The following is a 15,418-nucleotide window of genomic DNA, read 5'->3' as shown; positions in this document are numbered from 1 at the left end:
TTGCTACTCCTCTACAATCTCGACAAGGTGCTTGACCTTGAAGATCATGCCGCGGACGGACTCGTTGTCAGTAATCTCGCGAACCTCGCGGATCCTGTGGAGACCGAGGGCACGGACAGTACGGACCTGGTCCTGCTTGCAACCGTTGGTGCTGCGGACCTGCTTGATCTTGATGGTGTCAGCCATGCTTAGTTCTCCTTACCGACGAACATCTCGGAGACCGTCAGGCCACGGCGAGCCGCGACGTCCTCAGGGCTGGAGAGCTCCTTGAGGCCCTCGACGGCAGCCTTGATGATGTTGAGGCCGTTGTCGGTACCGAGGGACTTGGACAGGACGTTCTTGATGCCAGCAAGCTCAAAGAGGGGACGCACAGCGCCGCCGGCGATAACGCCGGTACCCTCGACAGCGGGCTTGATGATGATGCGGCCGGCACCAAAGTGGCCGATAACCTCGTGCGGAATGGTGCCCTCTTCGGTCACCGGCACGTGGAACATGTTCTTCTTGGCATCGAGAGACGCCTTGGAGATGGCCATGGGCACCTCAGCGGACTTGCCCATGCCAACGCCGACGTTGCCCTTGCCATCGCCAACGACGACGAGAGCGACGAGGCTCATGCGACGACCGCCCTTGACGGTCTTCGACACGCGGTTGATGTAAACGACGCGCTCCTCGAACTCGGAGGCCTCGCGCTGCTGCTTCTGATTACGAGCCATGTGCTACATACCTCCTAGAACTCGAGACCGGCGGCACGAGCACCGTCGGCGAGGGCCTTGACGCGGCCATGGTAGATACGGCCACCGCGATCGAAGGCGACCTTGGTGATGCCGGCCTCGATGGCACGCTTGCCAACGAGCTGACCGACCTTCTCCGCAGCCTCCTTGTTCGAGGTGTGGGTGCCCTTGAACTCGGCCTCGAGGGTCGAGGCAGAGACGAGCGTCAGGCTGGAGCCCTTGCTGTCGTCGATGATCTGGGCATAGATGTTGGCGTTGGTACGGGTCACGCGAAGACGCGGACGCTCGGCGGTACCCGAGATCTTGCCGCGAACACGACGCTGACGACGCTTGAGGCCTTCCAGCTTCGCCTTATGCTTGTTCATACGTAAACTCCTAAAAAGGTTGATCTTGCCAGCACCTAACGGGGTGCTGGTCTTATGCGAGTGAGTCGGTTACGACTACTTGGCGGCCTTACCCAGCTTGCGGCGGATGTGCTCGCCAACGTAGTGGATACCCTTGCCCTTGTAAGGCTCGGGAGGACGATGGCCGCGGATCTCAGCGGCGATCTGACCGACCTGCTGCTTGTTGATACCCTTGACGTTCACGTGGGTGTTGTCGGGAACCTCGAAGGTGATACCCTCGGGAGCCTCGACGATCACGGGGTGCGAGAAGCCCAGGGAGAACTCGAGGTTCTTGCCCTTCTGCTGCACGCGGTAACCGACGCCGGCGAGCTCGAGCTTCTTCTCGAAGCCCTCGGAAACGCCAACAACCATGTTGTGGATGAGGGCGCGGGTGAGGCCGTGGCGGGCACGGGTCTCACGCTCGTCGTCGGGACGGGAAACGGTGAGGACGTTGTCCTCGATGTTGATAGCGAGCTTCTCATAGACATCGAGCTCGAGCTGGCCCTTGGGGCCCTTGACGACAACGTTGTTGCCGTTGACTGCCACTTCGACTCCGGCGGGAATCTGGACAGGCTTATTACCGATACGAGACACGGTGATCTCCTTTCCTTCTACCTACCGAGCGAATTACCAGACGTAAGCGATGATCTCGCCGCCGACGTTGTGCTTGCGAGCATCGCGGTCGGTCATGACGCCATGGCTGGTGGAAATAATGGCGGTACCAAGGCCACCGCGGACGCGGGGCATGTCGGCAACGCCGGTGTACTTACGCAGGCCCGGCTTGGAAATGCGGCGGATGCCGTTGATGACCTTAGCCTTCTTGGGACCATACTTAAGCGTGATGTGCAGGGTCTTCTGGGGAACGGTGTCCTCGACATCGTAGCCCTCGATGTAGCCCTCCTCGTGCAGAACACGAGCGATCTCGACGAGCTTCTTGCTGCTCGGCATGGAGACCGTGGCCTTGTTCACAGAGTTAGCGTTACGAATGCGCGTAAGCATATCTGCGATCGGGTCTGTAAGGTTCATACAGATTCTCCTTCGTTCTTGATGAACACGTGCTCTTGGTTCTTCGCCGCCCTTAACGGCAAAGCCTAACTAGCACGTTTTCCCTGTTCCAAACGGATGCTTGAAACGCTGGTAGTGACTTACCAGCTGGCCTTCTTAACGCCGGGAAGCTCGCCCTTGAGTGCAAGCTCGCGGAAGCAGACACGGCACAGGCCGAACTTGCGGTACACAGAGTGCGGACGGCCGCAGCGCTGGCAGCGCGTGTACTCACGAGTAGAGAACTTCTGCTTGCGATTGCACTTGACGATCATCGATGTCTTAGCCACTTATATCCTCCTCACATAGAGTATTGTTCGCCCCAAGCGCCGCCCCCTTGTGGGAACGGCGCTTATAGGGCAGGTGAACCTATTTCTTGAACGGGAAACCAAAGGCGTCCAGAAGGGCCTTGGCCTCCTCATCGGTGTTGGCGGTGGTCACGAAAGTGATGTCCATACCACGCTGGTGATCGACGGAGTCAAAGTCGATCTCGGGGAAGATGAGCTGCTCGGTGACGCCCATGGAGAAGTTACCACGGCCGTCGAAGCTCTTGGCGGAGATGCCGCGGAAGTCGCGGATACGGGGGATAGCGACGGAGGTCAGACGATCGAAGAACTCCCACATACGGTCGCCACGCAGGGTAACCTTGCAGCCGATCGGCATACCAGCGCGCAGGCGGAAGGTAGCGATGGACTTGCGGGCACGGGTGATCATCGGCTGCTGGCCGGTGATGGCGCGCAGGTCGCGCACGGCACCGTCGATGGCCTTGGAATCGGTAGCGGCCTCGCCGACACCCATGTTCACGACGATCTTCTCAAACTTGGGGATCATCATGACGTTCTCGTACTGGAACTTGTCCTGAAGCTGCTGCTTGACCTCGTTGTTGTACTTGGCCTTCAGACGCGGCACATACTTCTCTTCTGCCATTGTTCACTCCTTCTTGGGGTTTTAAGCACGGGGCGTGGCCACGGTGGGTTGTCCTCGTGCCTCCTGACTGCATCCGCGCCGCTCATGGCATTTCGCGGTTTGGACTCGACGCAGCAGGAGCCGACAAAACAATCGGTACTATACGCGCATTGGGTGCGTATTTCCAGAAAAACATCGTCTGCCTGCACAACTCCACAACTCCCCCGCACAAATGGGTCCCAAAAAACAGTTGCGGTGAAATAGGGACTGTTTGACAGCATAACCGGCTTAAACAATCCGTATTTCACCGCAACTCATATATGGGGCGTTATTTTTGGCGAGGCAGGACCAGGTTGAGGACGACGGCGACAAGTGCGGCGACGGCAATGGAGGATCCGCCAAAGACGGTGTCGACCCATGCGGGGAATCCAGCGCCGGCAAGTGCGCCGGCCGTGCGCTCAATGCCCGTGCCAAAGGCGATAGAGAGACCCATGAGCGTGGTATCGCGCTGAGACAGGCCGTGGCGGGAAAACATGACCACACCGTTCATGCCGATGGTTGCGAACACGCCGATCGTGGCGCCGCCGATCACCGGTTGCGGAACGGACGTGAGCACTGCCGCGCACTTGGGCAGCAGGCCCGCGACGAGCAGAATGGCGGCTGCGAGCGTAAAGACCATACGGTTGACGACCTTGTTCTCGGCGATGATGCCCACATTCTGGCCAAAGGTTGCCGTGGGGACGCCGCCCAAAAAGCCCGAGAGCATACCGACGAGACCATTGGCGATCAATCCGCCCGAGATCTGACTATCGGTCGCGGGGGTATCGAGCGCAGCAGAGGACACGGCGGCAAACTCTCCCATGACCTGCACGGCGTTCACGATGGCCACAACGCCCACCACGGCACACGCCGCTGGATCGAACACCAGACGATGGGCGCCAAACGCCGGAGGAGCAAACCAACTTGCAGTCGCGACAGCCGAGAAGTCGACCATGCCCAACACCGCCGCAACGACAAAACCTGCGCAGATACCGGCCAGGATGCTGCCCAGCTTGAGCGCGCCCTTGCCGTAGTTACCGGCCATAAAGGTGACGACAAACGTCACGAGCGCGACGGTCCAGTTGGTGACGCTGCCAAAATCGGCCGCGCCCTCCCCGCCTGCCATGGACGCCACGGCAACCGGGCACAGCGACAGGCCAATGACAAAGATGACGGTGCCGAGCACCGGAGCTGGGAACAGAAAGCTCACGCGCTTAAACAAAAGACCGAAGAGCACGACGAGCGCGCCGCCGATAACTTGAGCGCCCAGCACGGCCTCGAAACCAAGCTCAAGACCGACCGCTTTAAGTGCCGGCACGAAGGTAAAGCTCGCGCCCATCACGATGGGCAGGCCCGAACCGACGATGCCTTTTATGGGGAACTGTTGAAGGAAAATGTCAAGCGCCGAGAGAACCAGCGACGCCTGAATGACGGCGGCTTCCTCTTGAGGGGTAAAGCCGCAGACCGACGCGATGATGATAGCGGGCGTAACGATACCCGCGAATGCCGCCAGCACATGCTGCTGTGCATGGGGCAATACCTGCACAAACGAAACTTTTCCCGTACGCTCGAACAGGGCGTCCCCTGCCACCGACTCTGCCATTTGCGCCTCCCATACCCTAGGCAGCGGCCCTATGCCGCCCAACGGGCGGACATTATAGGGCATATGGCACAGGTAGCATTTTGACCCGCATGCGGCAGAGGGCTGGGGTAGCTAATTTGGGACGGGGCTCTTTTAGCTACCCAACAGTGAGCGAACGCCTCGAGATGATTTTTCTGGGACGGGGATTTAAAAATCATTGCGTACCTAATGATTTTTTAATCCCCGTCCCAGAAAAATCATCGAGCAGGCAGGGTAGCTAAAAGAGCCCCGTCCCAAATTAGCTACCCCTGGGATGCGACTAGCGCTTGCGGGGGACGAGCTTGGTGCGACGCAGATGGATCATCTCGGCGGCGATGGAGATGGCGATCTCTTCGGGGTCCTCGGCCTGAATGGCAACGCCGATCGGCAGGTGCAGCTCGTCGATCTGGTCCTGCGTAAAGCCCTCCTGCTCCAAGCGAGCCCGCACAAAGGCCGTCTTGCGGCGCGAACCCAGGCAACCCAAATAGGCGGGCTTGGCGCGCAAGGCCTGAATCACCACATCGATATCGGACTTGTGGCCCGCCGTGGCGACGACTACCAGATCGCGCGGACCGATGGAGCATTGCTCGTCCAGGTTCTTGTAGTCGACCAGACGACGGTCGTAGACGCCGGGTACCCATTCGGGCGTCAGCGTGCCGGGGCGATCGTCGCACGCCACGACGGCAAAGCCCGCCGCCGTGAGCACGCGCGCCGTCGCGGCGCCCACGTGACCGCAGCCAAAGATGTAGGTCAGGCCCTCGGGGCAAAGCGTCTCGATGTGCGCCGGGGGAATCTCGGAGGCGGCGTTGGTGTAGGTGACCTTACTCCCCTCTTCCGTCAGCGAAAGCCCGGGGCAGCCCACAATGGTGCGGCGCGACTCCTCGCCATGGTATTCGGCGGCGTCGCTTTCGAGCGCGCTTGCGATAAACGGTTCAAAGTCGATGACGAAGTCGCCGATGCGTCGATACGCCAAGACGTCGGCAACCGACTGGAACAACGGCGCTTGCGATACATCCAGGTGCAGATAGCACAGGCAGATGGCTCCGCCGCAGATCATGCCGGTATCGGAGTTCTCGCCGCCCATGGTGTAGCGGACCAGGCGCGACTGCCCTGCGGCCAGCAGCTCGCGCGCCTCGTCCAGCGCAAAGAGCTCGATCTTACCGCCGCCGATGGTGCCCGCTTGGCTGCCATCGGCAAAGACGGCCATCCAGGCGCCCACGCCGCGCGGCGATGACCCTGCCGTGCCGGCAACTACCACCAGCTCGCACGTCTTACCAGCCTTCAGAGCGCCAAGCGCAGCATTCACCACATCGAGCTTTTCCATCGTCGCTTCCTATCCCCTAAAAACGTCGGTGAACATGGCGAGCGCCTCGAGCACGCCGCCGCCGACCGACGTCGCCTTGTCCGAAATATAGTTGATATAGCTGGCATCGCCGCGCGGGTCGACGTCGGCACATTTAAAGCCCTCGGTCACCAGAACGCCGTCGGCCAAAAGGCCGCGCAAGCAGCCGTCAATCTGCGTGACCATGGGCGCATCGCCCGCATACCCAATCACATCACCGGCACTCACGATGTCACCGATCGCGCGGTCGGACCTAAACACGCCGGCGGCGGGGCTGTGGATAACGCGCTCCTTGCCATAGCCGGCGATGACACCCGGCACGCCCGTATTGGGCTGGGGCGAGCCCTGGGTGATGACGCGGCCGAGGAAATGACCGCGCATGGTCTCGACCACGGCATCACAATCGACCGGCGCGGTAAAGCCCGGCCCCACGGCGATGACGACAGGCGCCATATCGCGCGTGGTGCCCAAGTTGCGCTTAGCCAGGATCGCGTCGACCACAGCAGCGGGCTTAAGTTCGCCGAGCATCTTGGCCTGGGGATCCACCACAACGGCGACATCTCCGGCCTGGGTAATTGCAAGCGCCTCTGCCGGCGTCTGCGCCAAGCGAGCGCGAATGCCCTCAACCTGAACCTCGCCCAGGCGAATGGCCTCACAAAAACTGATCGTGCGACGGATACACGTGGGAACCGCGATATCGGCCATGACAACCGACACGCCGGCGCGCACCAAACGGGCGGCGACGCCCGTGGCGATATCGCCGGCGCCGCGAACATAAACGAGCATTTTCGGGGCACCTCCCTGTGCTACGGTTTGAGCAGAGCAAAAGCGGTTCGACCGCTACTCTGATGATTATTTATTATCACAGTATTATACGGCGGTGAACAGATGGAAACGACGAGCGGAAACCTTGCCTCCGCGCTCAAGCTCGAGCCGGGCATCACCGCAATTATCGGCAGCGGTGGCAAGTCGACCTTGCTCAAGGCGCTCGGCCTTGAGCTTATGCGCGCGGGCGGCCGCGTGCTCCTCTGCACCACCACGCATATGTTTCCCGTCGCCGGCGTGCCATGGGACGGGTCGAGTCGTCGCCTGGACGCCGCACCTTGGAAGCCGGGCGCCTCACATGTCCCCGGTTGCACCTGCGAGGCCTGCACGGGCCTTGCGCGGGGAAGCATCTGCCAAGCAGGTGTCTTGGACCCCGAGACGGGCAAGCTCTCTGCCCCCGCCGAGCCGCTCGGCGAGCTAGCACAGCGCTTTAACTACGTCTTGGCCGAGGCGGACGGCAGCAAGCGGCTCCCGCTCAAGGCCCACGCCGCCTGGGAGCCGGTGATTCCCTCTGGCACGGCCAACATCGTCTGGATCGTTGGCGCCTCGGGGCTCGGCAAGCCCATCAACGAAGCCGTCCACCGCCCCGAGCTCTTTTGCGAGCGTTGCGGCTGCGAGCTCACCGATACCGCCACGCCCGAGCACGTCGCCCAGGTGCTCAATGCCGAGATGCAGGCGCTGAGGCTCGACGCCGCGCACGTCATACTCAACCAAGTCGACACGCTCAGCGACCCGGCTATGGCCGCCCGCTTCGAAGCAGCCCTCGGCCGCCCCGTCGTCGCCACCAGCCTCCAGGGGTAGCTAATTTGGGACGGGGCTCTTTTAGCTACCCCATGTTGAGAGAAAAATCATCAGGTAGGCAGGGTAGCTAAAAGAGCCCCGTCCCAAATTAGCTACCCTGGCGGCACCCCCTGCTAGCGGGGCACGTAGCGACCGGGCTGGGCTCCGGTGGGCTCGCCATCGCGCGCCACCAGCACGCCGTTGACGTAAACGGCCTTGGCGCGACCATGCGCCTCAAAGCCCTCGAGCGGCGTGTAGTCCACAGCCTGATGCTGCGTCGCCGCGTGAATGGTCCAGCGCGCCTGGGGATCCCACACGCACACGTCGGCATCGGAGCCCTCGGCAAGACAGCCCTTGCGCGGGTACATGCCAAACACGCGCGCCGGGTTCTCGCTCATCAGGCGGCAGAGGTCCTCGGGGCCCAGCTGCCCCTCAAAGCTCGTAGCAATCGCGACAGGACGATGCTCCACGCCGGGCCCGCCGTTGGGAATCGCGCGGAAGTCGTCGCGCCCGCGGTCCTTTTGCCCGTGCAGATTAAAGCTGCAGTGGTCGGTGGCGATAGTATCGATCTCGCCGGCCACAAGTGCCTCGCGCAGAGCCGCACGGTCGCCGGCATGGCGCAGTGGCGGACTCATCACATACTTGGCACCCGCAAAGCCGTCCTCTCCCTGCTCCAGATAGCAGGTGTCGTCGAGCATCAGATACTGAGGACAGGTCTCGACATAGATGTTCTTCTGCCCGCGCGCCTTGGCAGCGCGAATGGCCTCGAGCCCCAGCTTGGTCGAAAGATGCACCACGTTGACCGGAGCGTCCCCTGCCAAGTGCGCCAGATACAGCAGACGGCTCACGGCCTCGGCCTCGCACACGTCCGGCCGGCTGAGCGCATGCCCCTCGGGCCCATGAATCCCCTGCTCGTACACGCGCTTCTGCAGTTCATTCACCAACGTGCCGTTCTCGCAATGCACGCACAGGATACCGCCCACGCGCTTGAGCTCCTCGAGCACCTCGAGCGTCTCGGCATCGTCCAAGCGCAGGTGGTCGTAGGCAAAGTAGGTCTTGAACGACGATACACCCGCCTCGCGCATGGCCGAAAGGTCGGCGCGATTGCGCTCATTCCACTCGGCGAGTGCCATATGAAAAGCGTAGTTTGCCGTGCAGGTGCCGTCGGCGCGGCGATGCCACTCGGCAAAGGCATCGGGCATGGTCACGCCGCGATCGGCCGTCGCGTAGTCCACGATGGTCGTCGTACCGCCGCAGGCAGCCGCGCGCGTACCGGTCTCAAAGCTATCGGCCGTCCAATCCATGCCAGTCCAGCACTGCATGTGCGTGTGGCCGTCGATAAAGCCGGGGAACACCCAGCAGTCGGTGGCGTCCTGGACGGTATCGCCCTCGGCCGGCTCGATTGATGCGGCAATCCGCACAATCTTGTCGCCCTCCATGGCAAGATCGGCGCGGCGAAGCCCCTGGGGCGTCACGAGCGCGCCGTTTTTGATGATGATCATGTTGCTCCTTATTGATTCATACAGTTGGCCACGCGATCAAAATACGAGCAGGCCGCGATATGCTCCGTTATGCGTCGCTGTCCCTTGGCAGTATCGACGTCCCACAGCTCGTAGGCACGCGCCTCGACCAGCACCACGTCGGTGCGGTCCTTGAGGATCGAACCGCCGCCGTCCTTGCCCTCAAGACACATAAGCGCATCGAACAGTTCCGTCGGAAAGAGCACCGGGCTCGAAGGCTCACCGTTGCACGCAAGACGTACCGGGTGCTTGCGGCCGTGCTCGTCAAACGCGCGAACCATGGCCTCAAAAGAATCCGCGCTCACAAGCGGCTGGTCGCCCGGCAAAAAGAGGCAACCTTTCCAGTTGTGATCGACTCCCCACGAAAGGCCCGCACGGACGCTTTCGCTGCGCAGCTCACCCTCGTGCAGCGCGCACGGGCAATGCTTGTCCTCGCAAATCTGAGCAACCTCGGACCAACGCGTCGAAACCACAACGTCAAAGCCCCGGGGAACCGAATCGATGGTCCGGGCAATCAGCGGCTCGCCATAGATATCGGCAAGCATCTTGTTAGAGCCAAACCGCTTGCCCTCGCCCGAAGCCATAATGACGCAACCAAGTTTCATCTTCGCAAACCTCCCCTGGTTGCCTTGGACAACATAGTTGCTATACCCACCATACCAAGCTCGCACTCCGTCGGAACAGGCGCACGCTCGTTTTTCCAGCGAGCGCCCCTCGGCTCTCTGTAACACAAAGGAGGGCATCCCGCAGCGCAGGACACCCTCCTCTACATCAGTACGATATGCCTACTCGGCGTTGTCAGTAAACGTGGTACCGGTCTTGCCGGCAAGGCCATCGCGCGCCTTCTCGAGCAGCGTGATGAGCGCCGTGCGGCCCGGCTTGCTCTCGGCAAACGTCGAGGCGGCCTGAACCTTGGGCAGCATGGAGCCGCGACCGAACTCGTTGGCCTCGGACAGACGCTTAACGTCGGCAGCGGTCAGCGTGTCGAGCCACTGCTCGTGGTCGGTGCCAAAGCCAATGGCAACCTTCTCCACAGCCGTCAGGATGATCAGGGCATCGGCGTCGAGCTGCTCAGCGAGCTTCTCGGCCGCAAAGTCCTTATCGATGACGGCGGCAGCGCCCTTAAGGTGGTTGCCCTGGGACTTGGTGACGGGAATGCCGCCACCGCCGCAGGAGATCACCACATGGTTGGACTCGACGAGCGACTTGATGGTGTCGAGCTCGACGATGTTCACGGGCTTGGGCGAGGCAACCACGCGACGGAAGCCCTGCTTCTCGTCGTGGATGAACTGATAGCCGCGGTCGGCCTCCAGCTCCTTGGCCTCGGCCTCGCTCATCCACGGACCGATCGGCTTGACCGGGTCGGCAAAGGCCGGGTCGTCCGCCGCAACCTCGACCTGGGTGAGCACGGTGGCGACACCCTTGTCGATATTGCGGTCGAGCATTTCCTCGCGCAAGGCGTTTTGCAGGTCATAGCCAATGTAGCCCTGGCTCATGGCGCCGCAAACGGACAACGGGCAGGGAATGTACTTCTGAGGGTTAGAGCGCGTGAGCTCGGCCATCGCATTGGCGATCATGCCCACCTGGGGGCCGTTGCCATGTACGACGACGACCTCGTTGCCCTCCTCGATCAGGTCGACAATGGCCTTGGAAGTCGTCTTGACGGCCTCCATCTGTTCGGGAAGGTTGGCGCCGAGGGCGTTTCCGCCCAAGGCGACAACAATACGCTTAGCCATTTCTCAGCCCAGCTTTAGGCCTGGAACCAACGGGCGGTGTTTCGCTCGTCGAGGGCCTTGAGGGTGGCGGCGGGATCGGCAACCTTCTGCAGGAACATCATGGCAGCAATGGCATACGGCTTGTAGCTGGCCTCCTTGTACATGCCCACGCGGTGCATGTCGAAGACGTCGGCGTTGACCTCGCCGTGCTCGCAGGAGACACCGGAGATGTCGGCGGGCAGCGGGTGCATAAAGATGGTGTCCTGGCCGTTGGCAGTCTTCTCCATGAGCTCGGTCGTGGAGCACCAATCCTGGTGCGTGGCGTTCTGGGCAAGCAGCTCCTTCTCGAGCGCTGCGATGCCGGCGTCGTCGCCCTCGGCGTACAGGTTGGTGCGCTTCTCCATGGCGGCAAACGGAGCCCAGCTCTTGGGAATCACGATGTCGGCACCCTCGAAGGCCTCGGCCATGGTGTTGACCTGCTTAAAGGTGGTGCCGGACTCGGCGGCATAGCCGCGGGCGCGCTCGACGACCTCGGGCATGAGGTCGTAGCCCTCGGGGTGAGCCAGGGTGACGTCCATGCCAAAGCGGGGCAGCAGGCTGATCAGCGACTGCGGGCAGGACAGCGGCTTGCCGTAAGAGGGCGAATAGGCCCAAGTGACGGCAACCTTCTTGCCCTTGAGGTTCTCGAGACCGCCAAACTCGTTGATGAGGTAGAGCATGTCGGCAGAGGACTGCGTGGGGTGGTCAGAATCGGACTGCAGGGAGATGAGCGTGGGACGGTGATCCAGAACGCCGTCCTCGTAGGCCTGCTGCACGGACTCGGAGACCTCGGCCATGTAGGCGTCGCCCTTGCCGATGTACATGTCGTCGCGGATGCCGATGACATCGGCCATGAAGGAGATCATGGTAGCGGTCTCGCGGACGGTCTCGCCGTGGGCGATCTGGGACTTCTTCTCGTCAAGGTCCTGCAGCTCAAGGCCAAGCAGGTTGGCGGCCTTAGAGAAGGAGAAGCGTGTACGGGTGGAGTTGTCGCGGAACAGCGAGACAGCAAGACCGGAGTCGAAGATCTTAGACGAAACGTTGTTCTCACGCAGCTCGCGCAGGGCGTCGGCGACGATGTAGAGAGCCTTGAGCTCATCGGTGGTCTTGTCCCAGGTGTGCAGGAAGTCGCTGCCGTACATACCCTTAAAATCGAGGCCGTTCAGCTGCTCGACGAGCTCGGTAAACTTAGCGTCCATGTAAATATCCTTTCTAAAGGTGAAGCGATCGCAATGAGTAGATGTGCTCCGGCATGCGCGTGTGGCTAGAACATGCAGAGCACCATGACGAGGACCCGCCACCGTTGAGGAAGCATGGGAGATAACGACCGCGGGCCCCAAGTCAACAGGGGGTGCCGGGGACACGAGCGGCCCCCGGCTCAACAAAATCGAGGAATGGGACTAATCGATCTTGTTGTTGGTCAGACCGGCGCGGAACACGGTGGCGTCGCCATCGGCCTGGCTCGGATCGTAGAGGTTCAGGGCAGCAACGTACATGGCGGCAGCGGTGACCAGGTCGTCCTTGTAGGTGACCTCGTTGGGAGCGTGAGCCTGAGACTCGGCACCCGGGCCAAAGCCCACGCAGGGGATGCCGTAACGGCCCTGGATGGAGACGCAGTTCGTGGAGAAGGTCCACTTGTCGCACAGCGGGCGACCGGTGCGCTTGTCCATGCTGGGCTCGCAGCCGATACGCTCGTCACCAAACATGGCCTTGTGGGCGTCGACGAGGGCCTTGACGTGCGGAGCGGTCTCCTTGTTGATCCACGTGGGGAAATAAGCCTCGGTCTCGTAGACCTCGCCGGTCCAGGACGGACGGTCGTACATGTACATGGAGACCTTCACGTCGTCGCCGTACTTCTTGGCGGCCGGCAGGTTGCGGATCTCGTCCAGGCAGGACTCCCAGGTCTCACCGGCGGTCATGCGACGGTCGATGGAGATGGCGCAGGAGTCGGCCACGGCGCAGCGGCTGGGGCTGGTGTAGAAAATCTGGCTGACGGTGCAGGTGCCGCGGCCCAGGAAGCGAGCATCCTCGTAGTGCTCGGGGTTGTACTTGGGGTCGAGCATCTTGACGAGACCCTTGATGTCGGTCGACTCGTCGCAGCCGTTGTTGTTGAGGGCACGGACGTCGGCGATGATGTCGGCCATCTTGTAGATGGCGTTGTCGCCGCGGTCGGGAGCGGAGCCGTGGCAGGAAGTGCCGTGAACGTCGACGCGGATCTCCATGCGGCCGCGGTGACCGCGATAGATGCCGCCGTCGGTGGGCTCGGTGGAAATGACGAACTCGGGCTTAATGCCGTCCTTGTTGTAGATGTACTGCCAGCACATGCCATCGCAGTCCTCTTCCTGGACGGTACCGACGACCATGATCTTATAGCCCTCGGGGATAAGGCCCATGTCCTTCATCATCTTGGCAGCGTAGGTAGCAGAAGCCATGCCACCCTCCTGGTCGGAGCCGCCGCGACCGTAGATGATCTCGTCGGTCTCGTAGCCCTCATAGGGATCGGCGTCCCAGTTCTCGATGTTGCCGATGCCGACGGTGTCGATGTGGGAGTCGATGGCGATGATCTTGTCGCCCTCGCCCATAAAGCCCATAACGTTGCCCAGGCCGTCGACCCTGACCTCGTCATAGCCGAGGTTCTCCATCTCGGCCTTGATGCAGGCGACAACCTCGCCCTCCTCGCAAGACTCAGAGGGATGGGAGATCATAGCGCGCAGGAAACGCGTCATATCAGCACGGTGGGACTCAGCAGCAGCCTTGATAGCGTCGAAATCGAGTTCTTTAGCCATAACAGTCAACCTTTCTACAAGGGTTTACCTACAGGTAGATATTTCAGATAGATCACTTGTGCCAAGCAGCGTGAGGTCGAGTACCCGGCAAGCAAGTCAACGAAGGGTGGCGGAGCATATGTTTGCTCCGTCGCGAGTTCCGCACGCAAAGGAAAGCACTTAATGTGCTTTCCGTCTTGCGCAGGACTGTTCGAGCAGCGGAGTAAACATATGCTCCGCCACCCGGACAGGTCGTCCTGCTAGCAGGTGGGGTACTCGCCCTCCCAGACGATGCGACGGTACTGATCCGGATCCGTGTCGCCCTCGGTGGAGAAGCAGAGCACGGAGCTCGTCTTGTCCAGGCCGATGAGCTCCTTGAGCTCGGCGTACTCGGGGTCGAGCATGATGGTCTCGACCAGGCCGGTGGTCACAGCGCCGGACTCGCCGGAGATAACGCGCGGGTCGCCCTTCTCGGGAGCGCCCAGGGTGCGCATGCCGCGAGCGGTAACCCAGTCGGGGCAGGACACGAAGGCGGTGGCGTGGTTGCGCAGGATATCCCAGCCCAGGATGTTGGGCTCGCCGCAGCACAGGCCGGCCATGATGGAGGGCATGTCGCCGTCCACGATGCGCGGGTCGCCGTCGCCGGCGGCAGCGCCCTTGTACAGGCAGGCGGCAGGCGCGCACTCGACCACGACGAATGTGGGCGGGTTATCGGGATACAGGTTGGTGAAGTAGCCCACCACGGCGCCGGCCAGCGAGCCTACGCCAGCCTGGACAAAGACGTGCGTCGGGCGGTTGATGGCCATCTCGCGCAGCTGCTCGGCAGCCTCGGAAGCCATGGTGCCGTAGCCCTCCATAATCCAGGACGGGATCTTCTCGTAGCCCTCCCAGGCGGTGTCCTGGACGATGACGCCGCGCTCGCAGGCGTCGGCCTCGGCGGCGGCCATGCGCACGCACTCGTCGTAGTTGACCTCTTCGATGGTCACCGTGGCGCCCTCGGCGGCGATGTTATCAAAGCGGGGCTTGGTGGAACCCTTGGGCATGTGCACAACAGCCTTCTGGCCCAACTTGTTGGCAGCCCAAGCCACGCCGCGGCCATGGTTGCCGTCGGTGGCGGTAAAGAAGGTGGCCTGGCCAAAGTCCTTGGCAAGCTGATCGGAGGTCAGGTAATCGAAAGTGCACTCGGCAACGTCCTTGCCGGTCTCGTCGGCAATGTAGTTGGCCATGGCAAACGAACCACCCAGGACCTTAAAAGCATTAAGGCCAAAGCGATAGCTCTCGTCCTTGACGCACAGATTGGACAGGCCCAGGCGCGCGGCCTGGCCGTCCAGGCGGGCAAGCGGAGTGACGGTGTACTGGGGGAACGACTGGTGGAAGGCGCGGGCCTTCTTCACGTGGTCGAGGCTCATGATTCCCATGTGCTTGTCATCGCTCTTGGGCATCGTGTTGCCCGCCCACTGGATCTTATCGGCCATACGGTGAACTCCTTAAGTCCTCTCTTGCCGGCCCCCGCATACGCGTTTCAGCCCATTCCCATTCATGCGACTGAACTTTTATGTGGATGCCAAACAAAAAGTTTGTTAGCAATGTTCTATCATACTTTTTGATTGGTAAACCTAACAAATTGTTTGTTGCCGTAATCGGTACCTTTTCCCCGACGAACGGTCACATAACGCAGCGGCACTTTCGTTATTTGCGAACAAGTGGGGTT

17 protein-coding genes are annotated in these 15,418 nt (G+C 61.6%); 1 reads left to right on the top strand and 16 read right to left on the bottom strand.

The features are described 5' to 3' along the window. Positions 1-3 precede the first annotated feature (3 nt). The 10 genes from rpmD to yqeB all read right to left on the bottom strand — a co-directional run bounded on the left by rpmD (position 4) and on the right by yqeB (position 6,849). The gene (gene rpmD, locus ACTQVX_RS01390) at positions 4-186 is read right to left on the bottom strand and encodes a 50S ribosomal protein L30 (RefSeq protein WP_154516067.1); all 183 of its coding nucleotides are present in this window, start codon (positions 184-186) and stop codon (positions 4-6) included. Positions 187-188: 2 nt separating this feature from the next. Beyond that, positions 189-713 (bottom strand): 30S ribosomal protein S5, encoded by a 525-nt coding sequence (gene rpsE, locus ACTQVX_RS01385; protein WP_154516070.1) that lies wholly within the window; start codon positions 711-713, stop codon positions 189-191. Positions 714-727: 14 nt separating this feature from the next. After that, a complete protein-coding gene (rplR, locus tag ACTQVX_RS01380; RefSeq protein WP_118270231.1) occupies positions 728-1,096 on the bottom strand; it encodes a 50S ribosomal protein L18 in 369 nt (122 codons plus the stop codon). Between the two features lie 75 nt (positions 1,097-1,171). Then, a complete protein-coding gene (rplF, locus tag ACTQVX_RS01375; protein ID WP_370450587.1) occupies positions 1,172-1,708 on the bottom strand; it encodes a 50S ribosomal protein L6 in 537 nt (178 codons plus the stop codon). 33 nt (positions 1,709-1,741) lie between these two features. Continuing rightward, positions 1,742-2,140 (bottom strand): 30S ribosomal protein S8, encoded by a 399-nt coding sequence (gene rpsH, locus ACTQVX_RS01370; RefSeq protein ID WP_006235262.1) that lies wholly within the window; start codon positions 2,138-2,140, stop codon positions 1,742-1,744. A 119-nt stretch (positions 2,141-2,259) separates the two neighbouring features. Beyond that, entirely contained in the window at positions 2,260-2,445 is a 186-nt protein-coding gene (locus ACTQVX_RS01365; RefSeq protein ID WP_022094280.1) for a type Z 30S ribosomal protein S14, read from the bottom strand. Positions 2,446-2,524: 79 nt separating this feature from the next. Further along, entirely contained in the window at positions 2,525-3,082 is a 558-nt protein-coding gene (gene rplE, locus ACTQVX_RS01360; protein ID WP_154516073.1) for a 50S ribosomal protein L5, read from the bottom strand. Between the two features lie 307 nt (positions 3,083-3,389). After that, positions 3,390-4,703, bottom strand: coding sequence for a uracil-xanthine permease family protein (locus ACTQVX_RS01355; RefSeq protein WP_441560008.1), 1,314 nt, complete (start codon positions 4,701-4,703; stop codon positions 3,390-3,392). A 298-nt stretch (positions 4,704-5,001) separates the two neighbouring features. After that, positions 5,002-6,045 carry an XdhC family protein gene (locus tag ACTQVX_RS01350; protein ID WP_441560006.1) on the bottom strand — a complete coding sequence of 348 codons (1,044 nt, stop codon included), beginning with the start codon at positions 6,043-6,045 and terminating at the stop codon, positions 5,002-5,004. 9 nt (positions 6,046-6,054) lie between these two features. Beyond that, on the bottom strand, positions 6,055-6,849 hold the full coding sequence (gene yqeB, locus ACTQVX_RS01345) for a selenium-dependent molybdenum cofactor biosynthesis protein YqeB (protein WP_441560005.1): 795 nt from the start codon (positions 6,847-6,849) through the stop codon (positions 6,055-6,057). A 102-nt stretch (positions 6,850-6,951) separates the two neighbouring features. Between yqeB and yqeC the strand changes: the two genes are divergently transcribed. Next, on the top strand, positions 6,952-7,689 hold the full coding sequence (gene yqeC, locus ACTQVX_RS01340; RefSeq protein WP_441560003.1) for a selenium cofactor biosynthesis protein YqeC: 738 nt from the start codon (positions 6,952-6,954) through the stop codon (positions 7,687-7,689). A gap of 113 nt (positions 7,690-7,802) precedes the next feature. On the opposite strand, the gene hydA is transcribed toward yqeC, so the two are convergent. The 6 genes from hydA to dpaL form a co-directional block, all read right to left on the bottom strand. Further along, on the bottom strand, positions 7,803-9,170 hold the full coding sequence (gene hydA / locus ACTQVX_RS01335; RefSeq protein WP_441540480.1) for a dihydropyrimidinase: 1,368 nt from the start codon (positions 9,168-9,170) through the stop codon (positions 7,803-7,805). An 8-nt stretch (positions 9,171-9,178) separates the two neighbouring features. After that, a complete protein-coding gene (locus ACTQVX_RS01330; RefSeq protein WP_441032350.1) occupies positions 9,179-9,793 on the bottom strand; it encodes a nucleotidyltransferase family protein in 615 nt (204 codons plus the stop codon). A gap of 180 nt (positions 9,794-9,973) precedes the next feature. Beyond that, on the bottom strand, positions 9,974-10,924 hold the full coding sequence (gene arcC / locus ACTQVX_RS01325; RefSeq protein WP_441032353.1) for a carbamate kinase: 951 nt from the start codon (positions 10,922-10,924) through the stop codon (positions 9,974-9,976). A 14-nt stretch (positions 10,925-10,938) separates the two neighbouring features. Beyond that, a complete protein-coding gene (gene ygeW / locus ACTQVX_RS01320) occupies positions 10,939-12,141 on the bottom strand; it encodes a knotted carbamoyltransferase YgeW (RefSeq protein WP_441032356.1) in 1,203 nt (400 codons plus the stop codon). A gap of 201 nt (positions 12,142-12,342) precedes the next feature. Next, positions 12,343-13,728, bottom strand: coding sequence for a YgeY family selenium metabolism-linked hydrolase (locus tag ACTQVX_RS01315; RefSeq protein ID WP_441032358.1), 1,386 nt, complete (start codon positions 13,726-13,728; stop codon positions 12,343-12,345). Between the two features lie 239 nt (positions 13,729-13,967). Further along, positions 13,968-15,182: a diaminopropionate ammonia-lyase gene (gene dpaL / locus ACTQVX_RS01310; RefSeq protein ID WP_441032361.1), complete on the bottom strand. Its 1,215-nt coding sequence runs from the start codon at positions 15,180-15,182 to the stop codon at positions 13,968-13,970. Positions 15,183-15,418: the final 236 nt, after the last annotated feature.

The sequence above is a fragment of the Collinsella sp. LCP19S3_A6 genome (genome assembly GCF_052122015.1).
GTDB lineage: Bacteria > Actinomycetota > Coriobacteriia > Coriobacteriales > Coriobacteriaceae > Collinsella.
This window is presented reverse-complemented; position numbering and strand designations above follow the sequence as displayed.

Bases quoted from the DNA above. Each gene is read 5' to 3' on its own strand.
- rpmD (WP_154516067.1), bottom strand. From the start codon at position 186: ATGGCTGACACCATCAAGATCAAGCAGGTCCGCAGCACCAACGGTTGC.
- rpsE (WP_154516070.1), bottom strand. From the start codon at position 713: ATGGCTCGTAATCAGAAGCAGCAGCGCGAGGCCTCCGAGTTCGAGGAG.
- rplR (WP_118270231.1), bottom strand. From the start codon at position 1,096: ATGAACAAGCATAAGGCGAAGCTGGAAGGCCTCAAGCGTCGTCAGCGT.
- rpsH (WP_006235262.1), bottom strand. From the start codon at position 2,140: ATGAACCTTACAGACCCGATCGCAGATATGCTTACGCGCATTCGTAAC.
- rplE (WP_154516073.1), bottom strand. From the start codon at position 3,082: ATGGCAGAAGAGAAGTATGTGCCGCGTCTGAAGGCCAAGTACAACAAC.
- ACTQVX_RS01355 (WP_441560008.1), bottom strand. From the start codon at position 4,703: ATGGCAGAGTCGGTGGCAGGGGACGCCCTGTTCGAGCGTACGGGAAAA.
- ACTQVX_RS01350 (WP_441560006.1), bottom strand. From the start codon at position 6,045: ATGGAAAAGCTCGATGTGGTGAATGCTGCGCTTGGCGCTCTGAAGGCT.
- yqeB (WP_441560005.1), bottom strand. From the start codon at position 6,849: ATGCTCGTTTATGTTCGCGGCGCCGGCGATATCGCCACGGGCGTCGCC.
- yqeC (WP_441560003.1), top strand. From the start codon at position 6,952: ATGGAAACGACGAGCGGAAACCTTGCCTCCGCGCTCAAGCTCGAGCCG.
- hydA (WP_441540480.1), bottom strand. From the start codon at position 9,170: ATGATCATCATCAAAAACGGCGCGCTCGTGACGCCCCAGGGGCTTCGC.
- ACTQVX_RS01330 (WP_441032350.1), bottom strand. From the start codon at position 9,793: ATGAAACTTGGTTGCGTCATTATGGCTTCGGGCGAGGGCAAGCGGTTT.
- arcC (WP_441032353.1), bottom strand. From the start codon at position 10,924: ATGGCTAAGCGTATTGTTGTCGCCTTGGGCGGAAACGCCCTCGGCGCC.
- ygeW (WP_441032356.1), bottom strand. From the start codon at position 12,141: ATGGACGCTAAGTTTACCGAGCTCGTCGAGCAGCTGAACGGCCTCGAT.
- ACTQVX_RS01315 (WP_441032358.1), bottom strand. From the start codon at position 13,728: ATGGCTAAAGAACTCGATTTCGACGCTATCAAGGCTGCTGCTGAGTCC.
- dpaL (WP_441032361.1), bottom strand. From the start codon at position 15,182: ATGGCCGATAAGATCCAGTGGGCGGGCAACACGATGCCCAAGAGCGAT.